This is a genomic window from Pseudoflavonifractor sp. An176, assembly GCF_002160435.1.
In the GTDB taxonomy this organism is placed as follows: Bacteria; Bacillota; Clostridia; order Oscillospirales; family Oscillospiraceae; genus Enterenecus; species Enterenecus faecium.
Genome location: NZ_NFKO01000004.1, coordinates 85,999 through 103,357 on the forward strand (window position 1 = coordinate 85,999; position 17,359 = coordinate 103,357).

13 protein-coding genes and 2 riboswitches are annotated in these 17,359 nt (G+C 61.4%); of the genes, 9 read left to right on the top strand and 4 right to left on the bottom strand.

Going from position 1 to position 17,359, the window contains the following annotated elements; all coding sequences use genetic code 11:
- Nucleotides 1-22: 22 nt before the first annotated feature.
- Nucleotides 23-2,812 (bottom strand): preprotein translocase subunit SecA, encoded by a 2,790-nt coding sequence (secA, locus tag B5F12_RS03900; protein ID WP_087230597.1) that lies wholly within the window; start codon nucleotides 2,810-2,812, stop codon nucleotides 23-25.
- 1,330 nt (nucleotides 2,813-4,142) lie between these two features.
- Nucleotides 4,143-4,242, top strand: a riboswitch (glycine riboswitch).
- Between the two features lie 125 nt (nucleotides 4,243-4,367).
- Here secA and B5F12_RS03905 point away from each other — a divergent pair.
- The 8 genes from B5F12_RS03905 to B5F12_RS03940 all read left to right on the top strand — a co-directional run bounded on the left by B5F12_RS03905 (nucleotide 4,368) and on the right by B5F12_RS03940 (nucleotide 14,183).
- Entirely contained in the window at nucleotides 4,368-5,777 is a 1,410-nt protein-coding gene (locus tag B5F12_RS03905) for a sodium:alanine symporter family protein (protein ID WP_087230600.1), read from the top strand.
- A gap of 115 nt (nucleotides 5,778-5,892) precedes the next feature.
- Nucleotides 5,893-6,063, top strand: a riboswitch (Lysine riboswitch).
- A 113-nt stretch (nucleotides 6,064-6,176) separates the two neighbouring features.
- Nucleotides 6,177-7,997 carry an ABC transporter substrate-binding protein/permease gene (locus B5F12_RS12315; RefSeq protein WP_343286308.1) on the top strand — a complete coding sequence of 607 codons (1,821 nt, stop codon included), beginning with the start codon at nucleotides 6,177-6,179 and terminating at the stop codon, nucleotides 7,995-7,997.
- A gap of 1 nt (nucleotide 7,998) precedes the next feature.
- Nucleotides 7,999-8,739, top strand: a complete 741-nt coding sequence (locus B5F12_RS03915) for an amino acid ABC transporter ATP-binding protein (protein WP_087230604.1) — start codon at nucleotides 7,999-8,001, stop codon at nucleotides 8,737-8,739.
- A 210-nt stretch (nucleotides 8,740-8,949) separates the two neighbouring features.
- A complete protein-coding gene (locus tag B5F12_RS03920; protein WP_087230607.1) occupies nucleotides 8,950-9,588 on the top strand; it encodes a helix-turn-helix transcriptional regulator in 639 nt (212 codons plus the stop codon).
- An 87-nt stretch (nucleotides 9,589-9,675) separates the two neighbouring features.
- Nucleotides 9,676-11,079, top strand: a complete 1,404-nt coding sequence (locus tag B5F12_RS03925) for a Sapep family Mn(2+)-dependent dipeptidase (RefSeq protein ID WP_087230610.1) — start codon at nucleotides 9,676-9,678, stop codon at nucleotides 11,077-11,079.
- Nucleotides 11,080-11,853: 774 nt separating this feature from the next.
- Nucleotides 11,854-12,384 carry a DUF308 domain-containing protein gene (locus B5F12_RS03930; RefSeq protein WP_158096738.1) on the top strand — a complete coding sequence of 177 codons (531 nt, stop codon included), beginning with the start codon at nucleotides 11,854-11,856 and terminating at the stop codon, nucleotides 12,382-12,384.
- Between the two features lie 18 nt (nucleotides 12,385-12,402).
- The gene (locus tag B5F12_RS03935) at nucleotides 12,403-13,347 is read left to right on the top strand and encodes an alpha/beta hydrolase (protein WP_087230617.1); all 945 of its coding nucleotides are present in this window, start codon (nucleotides 12,403-12,405) and stop codon (nucleotides 13,345-13,347) included.
- Between the two features lie 590 nt (nucleotides 13,348-13,937).
- Nucleotides 13,938-14,183, top strand: coding sequence for a hypothetical protein (locus B5F12_RS03940; protein WP_143482319.1), 246 nt, complete (start codon nucleotides 13,938-13,940; stop codon nucleotides 14,181-14,183).
- 47 nt (nucleotides 14,184-14,230) lie between these two features.
- On the opposite strand, the gene B5F12_RS03945 is transcribed toward B5F12_RS03940, so the two are convergent.
- Nucleotides 14,231-14,929: a DUF6320 domain-containing protein gene (locus B5F12_RS03945; RefSeq protein ID WP_087230622.1), complete on the bottom strand. Its 699-nt coding sequence runs from the start codon at nucleotides 14,927-14,929 to the stop codon at nucleotides 14,231-14,233.
- A gap of 9 nt (nucleotides 14,930-14,938) precedes the next feature.
- Nucleotides 14,939-16,225, bottom strand: a complete 1,287-nt coding sequence (locus tag B5F12_RS03950) for a hypothetical protein (RefSeq protein ID WP_087230625.1) — start codon at nucleotides 16,223-16,225, stop codon at nucleotides 14,939-14,941.
- 160 nt (nucleotides 16,226-16,385) lie between these two features.
- On the opposite strand from B5F12_RS03950, the gene B5F12_RS03955 reads away from it, so the two are divergent.
- Nucleotides 16,386-16,838 carry a PH domain-containing protein gene (locus B5F12_RS03955; protein ID WP_087230627.1) on the top strand — a complete coding sequence of 151 codons (453 nt, stop codon included), beginning with the start codon at nucleotides 16,386-16,388 and terminating at the stop codon, nucleotides 16,836-16,838.
- A 58-nt stretch (nucleotides 16,839-16,896) separates the two neighbouring features.
- On the opposite strand, the gene B5F12_RS03960 is transcribed toward B5F12_RS03955, so the two are convergent.
- The gene (locus B5F12_RS03960) at nucleotides 16,897-17,340 is read right to left on the bottom strand and encodes an Hsp20/alpha crystallin family protein (protein WP_087230630.1); all 444 of its coding nucleotides are present in this window, start codon (nucleotides 17,338-17,340) and stop codon (nucleotides 16,897-16,899) included.
- Between the last annotated feature and the right edge of the window lie 19 nt (nucleotides 17,341-17,359).

The following is a 17,359-nucleotide window of genomic DNA, read 5'->3' on the forward strand; positions in this document are numbered from 1 at the left end:
CCCGGTGATTGGGTCACAAAGGTTACTCTTCCCCGTGGTGGTACTGCTCGCAGGTGCACTTCTTCCACTTCAGGCCGGACCCGCAGGGGCAGGGGTCGTTGCGGCCGATCTTCACCGTCTTCTTGGTGGGCTGCTGGGTCACGGTGTTGTCCGAGCCGCCGGACTCGCCGGTGACCTTGGCCACACGCTGACGCTGGATGCCCTGGTTGGTGCGGATGCGGGCGGAGTACAGACGCCGCAGGGTCTCCTCCTGAATGGCGGCGATCATCTCCTCGAACATGTCGTAGCCTTCCCGCTTGTACTCCACCACGGGGTCAGACTGGCCGTAAGCCCGCAGGCCGATGCCCTGGCGCAACTCGGTCATGGCGTCGATGTGGTCCATCCAGTACTCATCCACCACGCGCAGCAGAATGACCCGCTCCAGCTCACCCATGGGGTTCTGGATGGCGGTCTGGCCCAGTTCCGCCAGCTGCTGGGCAATGGAGTCGGCCTGGTGCTCGTAGTTGGCATGGGCCAGCTCCAGCAGCTTGTCGGTGAGGGCCTGGGTGGACAGGCTCCCCAGCTGTCCCTTCACATCGTCCAGCTGCTGGGCGGTAAACATCACGTTGACCCAGGGGGCCATAGCCACCTTGAAGCCAGCCTCGTCCAGCTTGCCCTGCTCTCCGGTGTGTCCGGCGATGAGGTTGGTGACGGTGGTGGTGAGCATGTTCTCAATGGCGGCGTGGACGTCCTCGCCGTCCAGCACCTGGCGGCGCTGCTTGTAGATGACCTCACGCTGGGTGTTCATCACGTCGTCGTACTCCAGCACGGTCTTACGGATCTGGAAGTTCTGAGACTCCACCTTCCGCTGGGCCTTCTCGATGGCGTTGGACAGCATCTTCTGGTCCAGGGGGGTGTCCTCGTCCACGCCCAGCTTATCCATGACGCTCTGAATCCAGTCAGAGGCGAACAGGCGGAGGATGTCGTCCTCCAGGGACAGGAAGAAGCAGCTCTCGCCGGGGTCACCCTGACGGCCGGCACGGCCGCGCAGCTGGTTGTCGATGCGGCGGGACTCGTGGCGCTCGGTGCCCAGGATGTACAGGCCGCCCACTTCCCGCACCTTCTCGGCCTCTTCCTTGATCTCGGCCTTGAACTGGGCCTCAGCCTGGGCGAAGGCCTCACGGGCGGCGAGAATCTCCTCGTTGTCGGTGTCGGCGTGGCCGTCGCACTCGGCTAAAAGCTCGTCGCTCATGCCCTGGCGGCGGAGCAGCGCCTTGGCCATGTACTCGGCGTTACCGCCCAGCATAATATCGGTACCACGGCCGGCCATGTTGGTGGCCACGGTGACGGCGCCCAGCTTACCGGCCTGGGCCACGATCTCCGCTTCCTTGTCGTGGTGCTTGGCGTTCAGCACGTTGTGGGGAATGCCCTCCCGGGTCAGCAGCTTGCTCACCAGCTCGGAGATCTCAATGGACACGGTACCCACCAGCACAGGCTGGCCCTTCTCGTGGCACTCCTTGATCTGACGGACCACAGCCCGGTACTTGCCGGCCTGGGTCTTGTACACCTGGTCGGGGTGGTCCACACGGGCCACGGGGCGGTTGGTGGGAATCTCCACGATATCCAGGGAGTAGATCTGGCCGAACTCCTCCTCCTCGGTCATGGCGGTACCGGTCATACCGGACAGCTTGTCGTAGAGACGGAAGTAGTTCTGGAAGGTGATGGTGGCCAGGGTCTTGGACTCGTGAGCCACGGTGACGTGCTCCTTGGCCTCGATGGCCTGGTGCAGGCCCTCGTTATAGCGGCGGCCGTACATGAGACGGCCGGTGAACTCATCGACGATGATGACCTCGCCGTCCTTCACCACGTAGTCAATGTCCCGGCGCATGACGCCACGGGCCTTGATGGCCTGGTTGATGTGGTGGGACAGGGTGGTGTTCTCGGGGTCGGACAGGTTCTCCAGGTTGAACTGCTGCTCAGCCTTGGCCACGCCACGGGCGGTGAGGGTGGCGGTGCGGGCCTTCTCGTCCACGATGTAGTCGGCGTCGATGTTGACGTCCTCCTCCTCCTTGGCGTCCACGGAGGCCACCCGCTGGCAGGTCAGACGGGCCACGAAGTTATCCACCAGCTGGTAGAGCTGGGTGGACTTCTCGCCCTGACCGGAGATGATCAGAGGGGTACGGGCCTCGTCGATGAGGATGGAGTCCACCTCGTCCACGATGGCGAAGCTGTGGCCACGCTGCACCAGCTCCTTGGAGTAGATGGCCATGTTGTCTCGCAGGTAGTCGAAGCCAAACTCGTTGTTGGTGCCGTAGGTGATGTCAGCGGCATAGGCGGCCTTCTTGGCCTCCTTGTCCACGCCGTGGATAACCAGGCCCACAGTCAGCCCCAGGAATCGGTACACCTTACCCATCCACTCCGAGTCACGCTTGGCCAGGTAGTCGTTGACGGTGATGATGTGCACGCCCTTGCCGGACAGGCCGTTCAAGTAGGCGGGCAGGGTGGCCACCAGGGTCTTACCTTCACCGGTGCGCATCTCGGCGATACGGCCCTGGTGGAGGATGATGCCGCCGATGAGCTGCACCCGATAGGGACGCATACCCAGAACACGCCAGTCTGCCTCCCGACACACGGCAAAGGCCTCGGGGAGAATGTCGTCCAGGGTCTCGCCGTTGGCCAGACGGGCCTTAAACTCGTCGGTTTTTGCCCGCAGCTGCTGGTCGGTGAGGGCCTTCATTTCCTCTTCCAGGGCCTCAATTTTATCCACGAGGGGGGTGAGCGCCTTGACCGCCCGTTGGGACGGGGTGCCAAATATTTTCGTAAACAAACCCATGTTGCGCGCTTCCTTTCTGGTTCAGTGCTTGGGTAGAAAAACCCATTTTAACTTATGTAGTATACCATAATCTTTGGGGAGAAAAAAGAGGAAATTGAAAATAACGTATGGTTTTCTCCCGGAGCGCCCCAACCCTTGGGTTTTCTCTATTGTATCCCATGGGTGGTGGGGCGTTCTGTCGTCTTGTGGAAGGTCTCGCCTTTACCATTGCCACTCCAGACTGCTGGACAAAGTCTTGTTCTTCTATGGTTCCAGACGCAGGCTTGCCAGCCTGGTGGGGACGCTTCCCGCTGGGGGTACCTTTTGACCGGGCAAAAGGTACCAAAACCCGCTTAGGGCGTTCCCCCCTAAGTACCCCCCTTGGGTACGAGGCTGTCCCTGCGTCAAGTGTCAGTTCGGCCCTGGCCCCGGTGGGGTCACATAGATAGCCTGGCAAGTCTATGGGCAATGCCCCCTTCTCTGTGAGTCGGTGCTCCTCCTTCCAGGGCCTTACCCTGGTGTGCGGCGTTGCCGCCGGGGGCTTGGCTTCCGGTGCCAGCCAGACTCAAAGCCTCCCTTGTGTAAAGGGAGGTGGCATGGCGTAGCCATGACGGAGGGATTGTTTGCAGCCCTTTACCGTCAACCCCTCAGTCAGCCTTGCGGCTGACAGCTCCCCTTACACAGGGGAGCCTTTGGACGGGAGTGGCCCCATCACAGCAACACAGGAAGTGCGGCAAAAGCTCCCAGCGGTGGAAACGCTTCGATAAAGCCCGCTTCTCTCTCCGTTTCGGCCCCTTCTGGTCTACCTGGTCTACGGTGGCCGGGAAGCGGCCACATACCACCAAGCCTGAGGCCCTGGAAATGGAAGGGAAACCTACCAGCGGAGCAGGCACACCCCAGAGATGTGATACGCCATCTATGTGACCTCTCCAGGCCCAGGGCCGACTACGGCCCCACCGCACAAAACAACATAAAACCATTGGGGTTTCAAAAGGGGCGTGCCCCTTTTGTGGCTTTTTGTCCATTTTGGCCACTCAAAATGGACCCCCAGCGGGGAGCGTCCCCGCCAGGCTGGCAAGCCTGAAACAGGGGCGGTTCGACGGGTCTGCCTAGCGGCAGACAGCTCCCCCTGCACCGGGGGTGCTCTGCGCCTGGAAGTGCATCTAAATTCCCACCCCTTTATGCACCACGTTACTGTACAAAATTCCCCTTGACGCTGTCCGCATGCGGCGGTATAATGTCCATCACAACAAAACAAAAGCAGACGAAGCGTGCAGGAAAAGGCCAGGGTCGGCCTACCGAAGGAGTGACACTCTCAGGTTCCCCGGGACACGGGGTGAGGACTGTACGTGGATGTAACTCTGGAGAAGCTCAGCAATGAGTGCCGAAGGTGCAACGTGGGGACCGCTGGTTCCCGCCAATCTCTCAGGCAAAAGGACAGAGGAAATCATACGCCGACGCACCCGCTCCCCCGTTGGGGAGTCGGTGCCAGCACCGTCATTTCCTCAGGTTGCGGAGTATTCCATCCGCAACCTGTTTTTGTTTTGTCAAAAACAGCTCGAGGAGAGGATTCAACATGGTTCAGCAATTGGAAGCCGCACTTTTACCCGTGGTCAACGCCTTAAATGACTACCTATCCAGCTACATTCTGGTGTTTCTGCTCATTGGCGTTGGCCTGTTCTACTCCATCCGCACCCGGTTTGTGCAGGTGCGCTGCTTTGGCGAGGGCATGAAAAAGGTCTTTGGCAACCTGTCCCTGCGGGGCGGGGCCCAGGCCCAGGGCATGAGCTCCTTCCAGGCCCTGGCCACCGCCATCGCCGCCCAGGTGGGCACCGGCAACATCGTGGGCGCCTCCGGCGCCATCCTCACCGGCGGCCCCGGGGCCATCTTCTGGATGTGGATCATCGCCTTTTTCGGCATGGCCACCATTTACGCCGAGGCCACCCTGGCCATCCACACCCGGGTCATTGACCAGGACGGCCACATCCACGGCGGCCCGGTGTACTACATCACCACCGCCTTCCGGGGCGCCTTCGGCAAGTTTCTGGCCGGGTTCTTCGCCGTGGCCATCATCCTGGCCCTGGGCTTTATGGGCTGCATGGTCCAGTCCAACTCCATCGGCTCCACCTTCCAGACCGCCTTTGGCGTACCCTCCTGGGTGATGGGCGTGGTGCTGGTGGTCATCTGCGCCTTCATCTTCCTGGGCGGCGTGCAGCGTTTGGCCGCCGTCACCGAGAAGCTGGTGCCCATCATGGCCGCCATCTTCCTGCTGGGCGCTGTGGCGGTGCTGGTGGCCCGCATCGCCTACCTGCCCGAGACCTTCGCCATGATCTTCCGCTACGCCTTCCAGCCCCAGGCCATCATCGGTGGCGGCTTTGGCTACGCCATCAAGACTGCCATCAGCCAGGGCGCCAAGCGCGGTCTGTTCTCCAATGAGGCGGGCATGGGCTCCACCCCCCACGCCCACGCCCAGGCCAACGTGAAAGACCCCCACGAGCAGGGCGTGGTGGCCATGGTGGGCGTGTTCATCGACACCTTCGTGGTGCTCACCCTCAACGCCCTGGTGGTCATCTCCACCCTGTATGCCGGGGGCGGCCCCCTGGCCGGGGGCTATGTGGGGGACGTCACCGCCACCCTCAACAGCGCCAACCTGGCCCAGACCGCCTTTGGCACCGTGTTCGGCGCCCACTTCGGGGCCATCTTCGTGGCCATCTGCCTGTTCTTCTTCGCCTTCTCCACCGTGTTGGGCTGGAACCTGTTCGGCAAGATCAACGTGATGTACCTCTTCGGCAAAAAGGCCGCCCCTGTCTACGGGGTGCTGGCCCTGGTGTTCATCTTCCTGGGCACCACCATGTCCAACGACCTGGTGTGGGGCCTCACCGACCTGTTCAACAACCTCATGGTCATCCCCAACGCCATCGCCCTGTTTGCCCTGTCCTCCATCGTGGTGGGCATCGCCAAACGCCGGGGAAACGCCCTGAAATAATGGGAATTTCCCTATAGTTTCTCTGTCCCCCCTCCACTCCCCCGGGCAGGTTTGCCAAAAATCTTCGGATTGGTTGACAATTCTGCCCGGGGGAGATATAATACCGCCAAAATGAACCACTGATAGAGGCGCGGTGCCAATGGGTGCCCCACACAAGCCTGGAAGGGCGTGGGGTGCGAGGTGTCACCGCCGAAGGGCAAAGGGGCTTCCACCCGCTTTGTGCCTGGGTCGTCGGGAAATACCCGGCGGACTGTCACACCCCCTGGTGTGAAGCGCTATCATGGCAAGCCAAAAGTTCCCGTCCCTCTCGTGGGCGGGGGTTTGTTGACCATGATCGCATCACGCGGTTCATGGTCTTTTTGTTTGCCCTAGATTTCAACAAAGGAGAGAGGAACCCCCATGAAACAGAAACTCTTTGCCCTGCTCCTGGCGGTGGCGCTGGTGCTGTCCCTGGCGGCCTGTACCGCCAGCCCCTCGGACTCCGGCTCCAACACCTCTGCCAGCCAGGCACCGGCCGCGGACGTCCCCGACGTCCCCGACTTCACCGACGTGGACACCTCCACCATCCCCGGATTGGAGGACGGCGTGCTCACCGTGGGTATGGAGTGCGCCTACGCCCCCTACAACTGGATGCAGATGGACGACTCCAACGGAGCCGTGCCCATCTCCAACGTGTCCGGGTCCTACGCCAACGGCTACGACGTGATGATCGCCAAGCGCATCTGTGAGGCCTACGGCTGGGAGCTGGAAGTGGTGTCCAGCTCCTGGGACTCCCTGACCCCCGCCGTCCAGGCGGGCACCATGGACGCCAACATCGCCGGCCAGTCCATGACCGCCGACCGGATGAAGGAAGTGGACATGGCTGGCCCCTACTACTACGCCACCATCGTGTGCCTGACCACCAAGGACAGCCCCTACGCCTCCGCCACCTCCATCGCCGACCTGGCCGGGGGCATCTGCACCGCCCAGTCCGGCACCATCTGGTATGACTCCTGTCTGCCCCAGATTCCCGACGCCAACATCCTGTCCCCCGCCGACAACGCCCCCGCCATGATCATGCAGCTGCAAACCGGCATGGCCGACTTCATCTGCACCGACATGCCCACCGCCAAGGGCGCCGCCGCCAAGGACGACAACCTGGTGGTGCTGGACTTCTCCGGCACCGACGGGGACTTCCAGTTTGAGACCGAGGCTGAGCGGGCGGAGAACGTGAACATCGGCATTTCCGTGAAGAAGGGCAACACCCAGCTCAAGGACGCCATGGACGCCGTGCTCTCCCAGCTCACAGCGGAGGACTTTGACGCCATCATGGACCAGGCCATCGCCGCCCAGCCCGCCACCGACGACACCGACGCCAACCTCTTTGTCAAGCTGGGCCGCGACATGGTGCAGCTGCTGAAAGACTACTACCCCGGCTATCTCAACGGAATTCTCAACACCATCATCCTGGCAGTGGTGTCCACCGTCATTGGCTGTGTCATCGGCCTGGTGTGCGGCATTCTGAACACCATCCCCTACGCCAAGCAGGACCCCCTGCCCAAGCGCATTCTGTTGAAAGTGATTCGGACCATCGTACGCATTTACGTGGAGGTGTTCCGCGGCACCCCCATGGTGCTGCAAGCGGTGTTCATCTACTACGGCCTGCCCTACTTCACCAATGGCTCGGTGGCCTTCCGGGGCTCTTCCGGCATCTGGCTGGCCTCCATCATCGTGGTGTCCATCAACACCGGCGCCTACATGGCCGAGTCCGTCCGGGGCGGTATCATCTCCATTGACCCCGGCCAGACCGAGGGCGCCCGGGCCATCGGCATGAATCACTTCCAGACCATGACCTCGGTGATTCTGCCCCAGGCCATCCGCAACATCATCCCCCAGATCGGCAACAACTTCATCATCAACATCAAGGACACGTCCGTGATGTTCATCATCAGCTTCACCGAGTTCTTCGCCTTCCACCGCTACATCGTGGGCGTGAACAACCTGTACTTCCCCTCCGCCGCCATCGAGATGATCGGCTACCTCACCATGACCCTGCTTGCCTCTGCGGCGCTGCGGCTCATTGAAAAGCTCATGGACGGCTCGGACAACTACGAGCTGGTGCAGGTGGATGCCCTGACCATGGCCGCCGGGACCTACAGCCACCCCAACCGGGGCACGCCCTTTGACGAGCACAGCAAGGAACAGCGGGACCGCAACGGCAGCACGAGAGGAGAGCGGTAATATGAGCGACGCCATTTTACAAGTCAAGCACCTGTCCAAGTCCTTTGGCAGCCACCAGGTGCTGAAAGATATCGACTTCACCGTCCGGCCTGGAGACGTGACCTCCATCATCGGTGCCTCCGGCTCGGGCAAGTCCACCCTGCTGCGGTGCATCAACCTCCTGGAGACCCCCTCCGCCGGAGACATCCTCTTCCACGGGGAGAACATCACCGCCCGGGGCTTCAACCCCTGCCGCTACCGCTCCCAGGTGGGCATGGTGTTCCAGTCCTTCAACCTGTTCAACAACATGACCGTGCTGGAAAACTGCATGGTGGGCCAGGTGAAGGTGCTGAAAAAGTCCAAGGCGGAGGCCAAGGAAAACGCCATGAAGTACTTGGAGCAGGTGGGCATGGCCCCCTACATCAACGCCCGCCCCCGGCAGATTTCCGGCGGCCAGCGCCAGCGGGTGGCCATCGCCCGGGCCCTGGCCATGGAGCCGGAGGTGCTGCTCTTTGACGAGCCCACCTCCGCCCTGGACCCCGAGATGGTGGGCGAGGTGCTCTCCGTCATGCGGGACCTGGCCTCCCAGGGCATGACCATGCTGGTGGTGACCCACGAGATGGCCTTCGCCCGGGACGTGTCCAACCACGTGGTGTTCATGGCCGATGGAGTCATCTGCGAGCAAGGCGACCCCAAGGACGTGTTCACCAACCCCCGGCAGACCCGCACCCGGGAGTTTTTGGCCCGATTCATGGGAGAATGAGAAACCCGCCCCGGCAGAGTGCAAACGTTGTACTCCGCCGGGGCGAGTTTTAATGAATAATGAAAAATGAATCGTGAATAAGTATGGTGTGCCCCACAGTGGCACGGATTTTAATTTGAGGTGGAGACTTGAGGGCAGTTCCCCCTTGCCAACTTGGCCGCAATTTAGTACAATAAAGGTTGACAGTTTGTAAAGAAGGAGCGCTTCCATATGACGAGAGATGAAGCCTTTGAATTTTTAGACCGCACCGCCCGGGGCATTGCCGAGATGTTCGGCTCCTCCTGTGAGACCCTGGTGCACGACATGGGAGTCCCCTCCCACCCCATTTTGTCCATCTATAACGGCCATGTCTCCGGCCGGGAGGTGGGCTCCACCATGGATATCCTGGGCATCGGCCTGGAGCTGGACGCCGACTCTTCGGTGACAGATTTTGTCAACCTTGCCGCCACCACCCCCGACGGACGCCAGACCAAATCCTCCACCTTCCACATGATCGGGGAGGACTACAACCTGGCCCTGGGCATCAACTTTGACTACACCTCTCTGGTGTTTGCCAACCGCATTCTGGTGGACCTCATGAGCGCCAGCTCGGACTTGCAGTCCGCCCTGTGGCAGGAGGGGGACTCCAAGCAGCTGGCCGACCTCTTCGAGCGGTGCCTGGCCGCCCTGGGCAAGCCGGTGGACGCTCTGAACAAGAAGGACCGCCTGCGCATGATCGCCATGTTGGAGCAGAAAAACGCCTTCTCCTTCCGCAAGTCGGTGCCCTATGTGGCCAAGCACCTGGGGGTGTCCCGGTACACGGTGTACAAGTACCTGGGCGAGCTGGCCGAGCACAGCGAGGAGGAATAATCCCCCTTTCTTCCCTTGTTTTTTCCGCCTCGGTGGACTACAATGTGGAATAGTTGTACATTCGTTTACATAAGGAGATCATACATCATGTATCGTGAACAGTTAGAAGCTTATTTTCAGGACAAGCAGGACATGCTGGTGGACGCTGTGTGCCGCCTGGTGTCCATTGACAGCGTGGAGGGCGAGCCGGCCCCCGGCGCTCCCTTCGGCCCCGGCCCTGCCGCCGCGCTGGAAGAGGGCCTGAAGCTGGCCCAGGAGTGGGGCCTCATCACCCAAAACCACGAGGGCTACGTGGGCACCGCTGACCTGTGCGACAAGGCCGACGCCCTGCACATCCTGGGCCACCTGGACGTGGTGGCCCCCGGCGAGGGCTGGACCGTCACCCAGCCCTATCAGCCCCGTGTGGTGGATGGCCTCATCTATGGCCGTGGCACCGACGACGACAAGGGCCCTGTGGTGGCCTCCCTGCTGGCCATGAAGGCAGTGAAGGACCTGGGTGTGCCCCTGAAGTCCAACTGCCGCCTCATCATGGGCACCAACGAGGAGAGCGGCTCCGGGGACATCGCCTGGTACTTTGCCCGCCACCCCTTCGCCCCCGCCACCTTCTCCCCTGACTCCGGCTACCCCGTCATCAACACCGAGAAGGGCGGCTTAAAACCCACCTTCACCCGCTCCTGGCCCGTCCAGGAGGCTCTGCCCCGGGTGAAGTGGCTCCACGGCGGCTTCCGCATCAACGTGCTCCCCGGCGACGCTGAGGCAGCGGTGGAGGGCCTCACCCTCCACGACGTGCACCCCTTCGCCCGGGATATCACCGCCCGCACCGGCATCACCTTCACCTGCACCAGCCAGGACGGCTGCACCGTCATCCATGCCAAGGGCGAGGGCAGCCACGCCGCCTGGCCTGAGGGGGGCAACAACGCCGTCACCGGCCTCATCGCCCTGCTGTGCGCCCTGCCTCTGGCGGACGGTCCCTGCAAGGAGGCCCTGAACCAGCTCAACACCCTGCTCCCCCACGGGGACTACCACGGCCGGGCCCTGGGCATCGCCCAGTCCGAGCCCATCGCCGGAGATTTGACCGTGGCTTTCACCCTGCTGGAGGTCACCGAGACCGGACTCACCGGCCGCTTTGACTCCCGGGTGCCCCTGTGCGCCACCAAGGAAAACTGTGAGAACGTGGCCCGGGCCGCTTTTGAACAGAGCGGCTTCACCTTTGAGGGTGAGCAGGAGGAGGCCCACCACACCCCCGCCGACTCTCCCTTCGTGCAGACGCTGCTGAAGCGGTACGAGGAGTACACCGGACAAAAGGGCGAGTGCCTGTCCACCGGCGGCGGCACCTACGTCCACGAGATTCCCGGCGGCGTGGCCTTTGGCTGCACCATGCCCGGGTTTGACACCCACCTCCACGGGGCGGACGAGCGGGTGAAGATCGCCGACCTGATGCTGTCGGCCAAGCTCTTTGCCCACATTATCCTTGATCTATGCGCTGAATAATCTTCTGGGGCCGCTGCACCATGCAGCGGCCCTGTTGTTTTTTCGGCGCTATGAAAAACATGTTTCTTCTCTTATCACTGGGATCAGGCTTGCCAGCCAGGGTTTGCTCCGCAGGGTGACTTTCTCCCCGATGAGAAAGTCACCAAAGAATCGCCAAAGGCGGGGCCTTCCCCCGCCTTGTGGAATCCACCCCGCGGTACGGGGAGTTCCTGCGTCCTCCTCTTTTCGGCCCTTGGACTGGTTCATGTCACATAGATAGTATGGAAATTCTACAGAAAGCACCCACTTCTCTAACAAACGCTACTTCTATCGCCAGGGCCTTCCCCTGGTGTGCAACTGTTCCCAGTTGCCGGAGGACTGGCTCCCGGCGGCGGGAACGCCGCTTCTCCAAGGTAGGCCCGGACATGGAAACCACCCAGCCATAGGGCCAGCTGCCCAGGGTGGCCTGGTGTGGTGGCAGAAACAGGAGCCACAGCAAGAGTTACGGGCCGAATTTAGACTTGACGCAAGCCCAGCCTGGTACCCCAGGGAGGTCCTTAGTGGGGAACGCCCTAAGCGATTCTTTCCCCCATTTCTCATCGGGGAGAAATGGGGCCCAGCGGAGCGTCCCCACCGGGGGCGCTGGTTTCCGCCTGAGAAATCGGAGGAGAGCAAGCCCCTCAGGTCAGAGACAAAGAATTGCACCATTCTTCCCTGGCCCTTGTCAGGTGGATGTGGTACAATGAACTTAGATCTGCGGCCCGCCCGTTTGCGGGCCATCAAGGAGGTCATATTATGTTCAACTACTTCTGGTCCCGCAACGCCTCGGTGGGCATGGCGGTGCTCTACATCGCCCTGGGCCTGCCCCTGGTCCTCTTCCCCGCCGCCGTGGGTACCGCCTTTGTCTGGGCCCTGGCCATCGGCTGCGTGGTGTATGCCATTCCCCACCTCATCCGCTACCTCCAGGGCCGAAAAGTGGGCCAGTCCTTCGGAGGCGACCTGTTTCTCACCGTTTTACCCCTGTTCTTCGCCCTGTTCGCCCTCTTCCGCCCCCATGTGATTCTCTCTTTCCTCCCCTTCGTGCTGGGCGCTCTGCTGCTCATGGACGGGGTGGGGAAGCTGCCCCTGATGCTGGCGGCCATCCAGGACCACGCTCCCGGCCTGGCCTTCTGCGTCATCTCCACCCTGGTGCCCCTCATCGTGGGCCTGGTACTCATCGTCAACCCCTTCCAGGCCGCCCAGATGGTCATCATGGTCTTTGGCATCGGCCTCATTGTGGACGGCATCGGCGACCTCATCACCGCTCTGTCCGCCCGTCATGCCTGATACCTGGAGGTCCCTTTTATGAAATACCACTCCCTGCTCCCCCGGGACCGGGCGGAGCGTCTGAATAAGCGGATTACCGAAGGCATGATGTCCGCTTTGAAAACCATCCACTCCGCCACCTCCCCCGACTCCATGGACCCCGCCGACCTGAACCGTCAGCGCAGAGGCCAGGAGGTGCTGGGGCGGCTGGCCTCTCCCCCCATCGGCTTTAGCTGGGAGCCCTTTACCCACCACCAGATGTCCATGGCTTGGGTGCGCCCCGAGCGGGGCCCCCAGCGGCGGCGGGTTATCCTCTACTGCCACGGCGGCGGCTACACCAGCGGCAATCTGGGCTACGCTCGGGTGCTGGCGGCCAAACTGTCCGCCGCCACCGGCTGTGAGACTCTGGCCTTCCAGTACCGTCTGGCCCCGGAACACCCCTACCCCGCCGCCTTAGAGGACGCCCTCACCGCCTGGGACTACCTGATGCACCTGGGGTATGGCGCCCGGGACGTCATTGTGGCGGGAGACTCCGCCGGGGGCAACCTGGCTTTGGAACTGACCTTGAAGCTGAAAGAGTCCGGGCGGTTCCTACCCGGGCGGCTGGTGCTCTTCTCCCCCTGGACCGACCTCACCGCCTCCGGGGCGTCCTACCAGAGCGCCCGGGAGCTAGACCCCATGCTCACCATGAACTACATCCAGGCGGTGCGCTCCGCCTACGCCCCTCAGACCGACTGGAGCGACCCGCACCTGTCCCCCCTGTTTGCCGATCTCCACGGCTTTCCCCCCACCCTTATCCACGTGGGAGAGCGGGAAATCCTCCGGGACGACTCCACTGCCCTGGCCCAAAAGCTGCGGGAGGCGGAGGTGCCCTGTGTCATCCGCACCTGGCCGGACATGTGGCACGTGTTCCAGATGTTCCCCCTGAAAAGCGCCAGCGAGGCCATGGAGCACGTGGCGGATTTTTTACAGCGTTACGATTAAATGCCCTTTCCATTTGGCAAGTTTTCCAACAAAGAAATAAGGAGAGTATCCTATTATGACGGATGCCCAGTTAAACTATCATCTTCGATATTGTGGTAAAGGTTTTTTTGTGGAATTTTTTCCAAATTTAAATTCTATTCTATGGACAGACTCAACCCAAGTTCATGCAGCCACAGAGGAAATCTTCCATAAGCTGATAACAAAACAGCGGCCCGATGGGCGGCCATACACACTCAGTGGGCTAGCCGCTCGCATGTCTCATTGCCGCTACATCTTTTTAGAACAACAGCAGTGGGCCGCTTTGCGCAATATTACTCACTCTAAAGTTACACCCAAACAAAGACAGCTAGCTCACACATATCTTAGTCTAATTCCTTCACATACTTGTTAAGATCAAAAATGCGTCTATATCAAATGCAGGCCCCCCAACTTCCCACCAGCCCAAATGGCTAGGGGAATCCTGGAGCGCCTGCATTTTTATCTATTTAACTGCAGTTAATCCCGCCGCCCACTCTGTTGCGGAAACCTCCCAGGCCCTCGCCCAGGCTCTGGAGCTGTGGCCGTACAACCAGTACACCGCCCTGTGGCAGGTGGCAGTCCACAACCGGGACGCCCAGGAGGCCCTCACCCGGTTGGAGCAGATGCTGGAGACCCTGGAGCAGCCCTGGCAGCTGGGGGACACGGTGCTGTACCGCCGCATGGCCCCCCAGGCCAAGGAGTTCCAGCCCGGGGAGCTGCGGGCCCTTCTGCTGGGCCAGCTGGAGCAGGACCCGGACCTCAGTTGGCTGCGGGACCACCCCCGGGCCCAGGCCCTTCTCCAACGCGTTCATCCATGAGGAAACCCCCGGCGGCTCCGTGCTTGAGCCGCCGGGGGTCTTGTGTTTTAGAAGTGGAATCTCCGCCGCACCTCCCGGCGCAAATCCGGCCGATACCGGATAATCAGCAGAGGCACCATGAGGGTCACCCCCACCACCGCCACCACCAGGGACCACATGGGCCGATAGCCGCCCAAAAACAGGTCAATGCACAGCTCCAGCCACAGCATCAGCACCACGCAGCTGCCCAGCACCAGCATACACCGGCTCAAAATGGACCGCAGGGGGAGGATATACCACAAAAACAGGATGACCACCGAGCACCCCCACCAGATGGGCAGGGCCAGCCGTCCCAGCCAGCTGCCCCCATGCACCGCCATAGCGATGACCCAGAGGAAGCCCGCCACCGCCAGCAGGTCCAGCCCCACCAGGAAGATGGAGTGCAACGAGCGCAGCAGCAGCGGGAGCACCGTCCACACCCACAGCATGGCGCAGGCCCCCGCCACAATGGCGGACCAGGGCATCCCCCGCCACCAAAACAGCAGGTTGAGCACCACACAGCACAGGCCCACCACCCCGTACAGAGCGGAGAGCAGCACCGCCACCTCTCTGTGATTTACCGGCTCCACCTCCCGCCGCTCCACGGGGAAGTTGGGGGGAATGGTGGTGTCCACCGGGCACACCGGATTGACCACCGGGGTCTGGCACAGGGGACAGCGGGCGGCGTCCTTGTCCAGCTCCACCCCGCAGTTGACACAGTATGACATGGCCTGTCTTCACTCCCTTCGATTGGATGTAATCTTCACGTGGAGCCCATCCTGCACCAGCGTGCGGAAGAAGTCCCGCTCCACGTCCGTCTCCTTCACCGTCCCGGCAAAGGTGATCTCCATCATGTCTCCGTAGCTGATGGAGGCGCAGTTTACCCGGGGGGTGTAGGACTGGCCCAGCACCACCTCCATGTGCTGGATGTGGGGCTCCATCTCTTTGGGCACCCGGAACGCCCCAGGGTTAGTATACGTGGTGGAATAGGGGCGGTTGCCCGCCAGACGGTACCCCAAATCCACGGCAAAGTTCTTCACCGGTACCGGAATGAGCTGGAGGGGCAAAAACCGCTGGAGAAACACGTTGCGGGTGATGACTCCCTGCATCTCCTGGCGGGTGATGTGCAGCCGCATATGGTGATGCACCTGGGAGATGATCTCCTCCAAGGTGTAGTCCCCCAGCTCCGGGTCAATGGAGGGGCGCACCGTGAGAATAAAATTGCGCATGGTGCGGGTGGGAAAATAGGGGCGCAGGTTGATGGGGATGGCCAGAGCCACTGGCAGCTCCCGCCGCCGCCCCTCCCGGCGCTGGCGGGCCAGAATGGACTGGATGAGCACAGCGGCCAGATACTCGGTGATGGAGGCCCCATGGCCCTTGGCCACCTGGTGCAGAGCCTGCACCGACACAAAGCCCATGGTGACGTTGAGGGTGTAGAAGGGCTCTGGGGTTCCGGTACAGGGGTAGGCCTTGGGCTCGGACTTGCCCAGCCGCACCCGGGACCGGGCGTACCGGGCGTAGGCGTCCTCCCACTCCTGGGGGTCCGGGGCCTCGTCCACGTCCAGAATCCCCTCCTCATTGGGGATCTCCTCCCCCATCTCCCGTAAGTACACCGCCAACAGGGTCTTAAACAGCACCAGCGCCCCGCCGCCGTCGGCCAGGGCGTGGAACACCTCCATGGAAATGCGGTGGCGGTAGTAGAAAAACCGGATGAGCTGGTCCTTGTTCTGAAAATACACCGGCTGACAGGGGTTTTGAATGTCCGGCTGCAAAAAAGGCCCGGGGGTGTCGTCCGGCTCGAAGTAGTACCAGAATACCCCCTTGCGGATTTTCACATGGAAGCCGGGGAACCGGGGCATGGTGCGGTCGATGGCCCGCTGGAGGGCCTGGGGGTCCACCTCCTGGGTCATGACGGCGGAGAAGCGGTACACCGCCGAATAGGTGCCGCTCTGGATGGCAGAGTACATCATGGCGGCGTTATCCAGCTGAAACCAGCCCTTGTCCTGTCCTCTCCGCCTAACCATACTCCACCCCCCTTTCGTTTGTTTTATTATAATACGCCCTTTTGACCGTGGCAATACCGCAAAACCTGCCGACTGCGTTGACACCCACCCGCTCCGCCTGTTACAATGGCCTCACAGGCGGCTCCTACGCCGTCAATTCCTCTCAAGGGGGTTTTTACAAATGGGACTCATCAATAAACTGGGCGGCTCCATGCTGCAAGGGATGGCTGGCAACCTCAACGAGGTCTCCCCCGAGGCCCTGAACCAGGAGTTTGGCATGTATCTCATGGACGGCGAGACCATCGCCATGGGCTTCCGGCTCATCCGGGACGTGGTGATCTTCACCGACAAGCGCATCATCGACTTTGACAAGCAGGGCGCCACCGGCGTGAAAATGCGGGTGGACTCCATCAACCTGAGCACCATCATCCACGTCTCTGCGGAGACGGCGGGCTTTGGCGCCGACGACAGCGAGATCAATGTCCACTACATCGCCTCCCCCTACTTCAAGTGCAGCGGCGGCGTGGAAGTGGCGGAAAAGAAGTTCGAGTTCCCCAAGAAATACAACATCCAGCCCCTGTACAAGTACTTGCAGGAGATCGCCTATCACAACCACGAGACCCTGAACCACTAAACAGCAAAAAACACCCCGGAGAACTTCGTTCTCCGGGGTGTTCTGCACTTTCTGAGGTTTAGCCGATGGCAATGGTGGTGCTTCTGGGCAGCTCCTTCTTCACATGCTTGGGCATGGACAGCTTGAGGATACCGTCCTCATACTTGGCGGAGATGTCCTGGGGCTCCACATCTCCCACGTAGAAGCTGCGGCTGCAGGCGCCTACATACCGCTCCTGGCGGATGTACTTGCCCTTCTTGTCTTCCTCGTCCTTATCCAGACCCTTGGCGGCCTGGATGGTCAGATAGCCGTCCTTCAGGTCCACCTGGATTTCGTCCTTCTTGAACCCGGGCAGATCCACGTCCAGCTCATAGCTGTTCTCGGTCTCCCGCACGTCGGTCTTCATCAAGTTCTTGGCGTGCTTGCCGTACAGAGGGTTGCGGCCGTTCCACACGGGGAACATCCCAAAGTCATCACCAAAGAAATCATCAAACAAATTCTCACCAAAAATGCTGGGCAACATAAGTCATTCCTCCATTCGT

Excerpts from the sequence above, each read along its gene's own strand:
- secA (WP_087230597.1), bottom strand. The coding sequence starts at position 2,812 with ATGGGTTTGTTTACGAAAATATTTGGCACCCCGTCCCAACGGGCGGTC.
- B5F12_RS03905 (WP_087230600.1), top strand. The coding sequence starts at position 4,368 with ATGGTTCAGCAATTGGAAGCCGCACTTTTACCCGTGGTCAACGCCTTA.
- B5F12_RS12315 (WP_343286308.1), top strand. The coding sequence starts at position 6,177 with ATGAAACAGAAACTCTTTGCCCTGCTCCTGGCGGTGGCGCTGGTGCTG.
- B5F12_RS03915 (WP_087230604.1), top strand. The coding sequence starts at position 7,999 with ATGAGCGACGCCATTTTACAAGTCAAGCACCTGTCCAAGTCCTTTGGC.
- B5F12_RS03920 (WP_087230607.1), top strand. The coding sequence starts at position 8,950 with ATGACGAGAGATGAAGCCTTTGAATTTTTAGACCGCACCGCCCGGGGC.
- B5F12_RS03925 (WP_087230610.1), top strand. The coding sequence starts at position 9,676 with ATGTATCGTGAACAGTTAGAAGCTTATTTTCAGGACAAGCAGGACATG.
- B5F12_RS03930 (WP_158096738.1), top strand. The coding sequence starts at position 11,854 with ATGTTCAACTACTTCTGGTCCCGCAACGCCTCGGTGGGCATGGCGGTG.
- B5F12_RS03935 (WP_087230617.1), top strand. The coding sequence starts at position 12,403 with ATGAAATACCACTCCCTGCTCCCCCGGGACCGGGCGGAGCGTCTGAAT.
- B5F12_RS03945 (WP_087230622.1), bottom strand. The coding sequence starts at position 14,929 with ATGTCATACTGTGTCAACTGCGGGGTGGAGCTGGACAAGGACGCCGCC.
- B5F12_RS03950 (WP_087230625.1), bottom strand. The coding sequence starts at position 16,225 with ATGGTTAGGCGGAGAGGACAGGACAAGGGCTGGTTTCAGCTGGATAAC.
- B5F12_RS03955 (WP_087230627.1), top strand. The coding sequence starts at position 16,386 with ATGGGACTCATCAATAAACTGGGCGGCTCCATGCTGCAAGGGATGGCT.
- B5F12_RS03960 (WP_087230630.1), bottom strand. The coding sequence starts at position 17,340 with ATGTTGCCCAGCATTTTTGGTGAGAATTTGTTTGATGATTTCTTTGGT.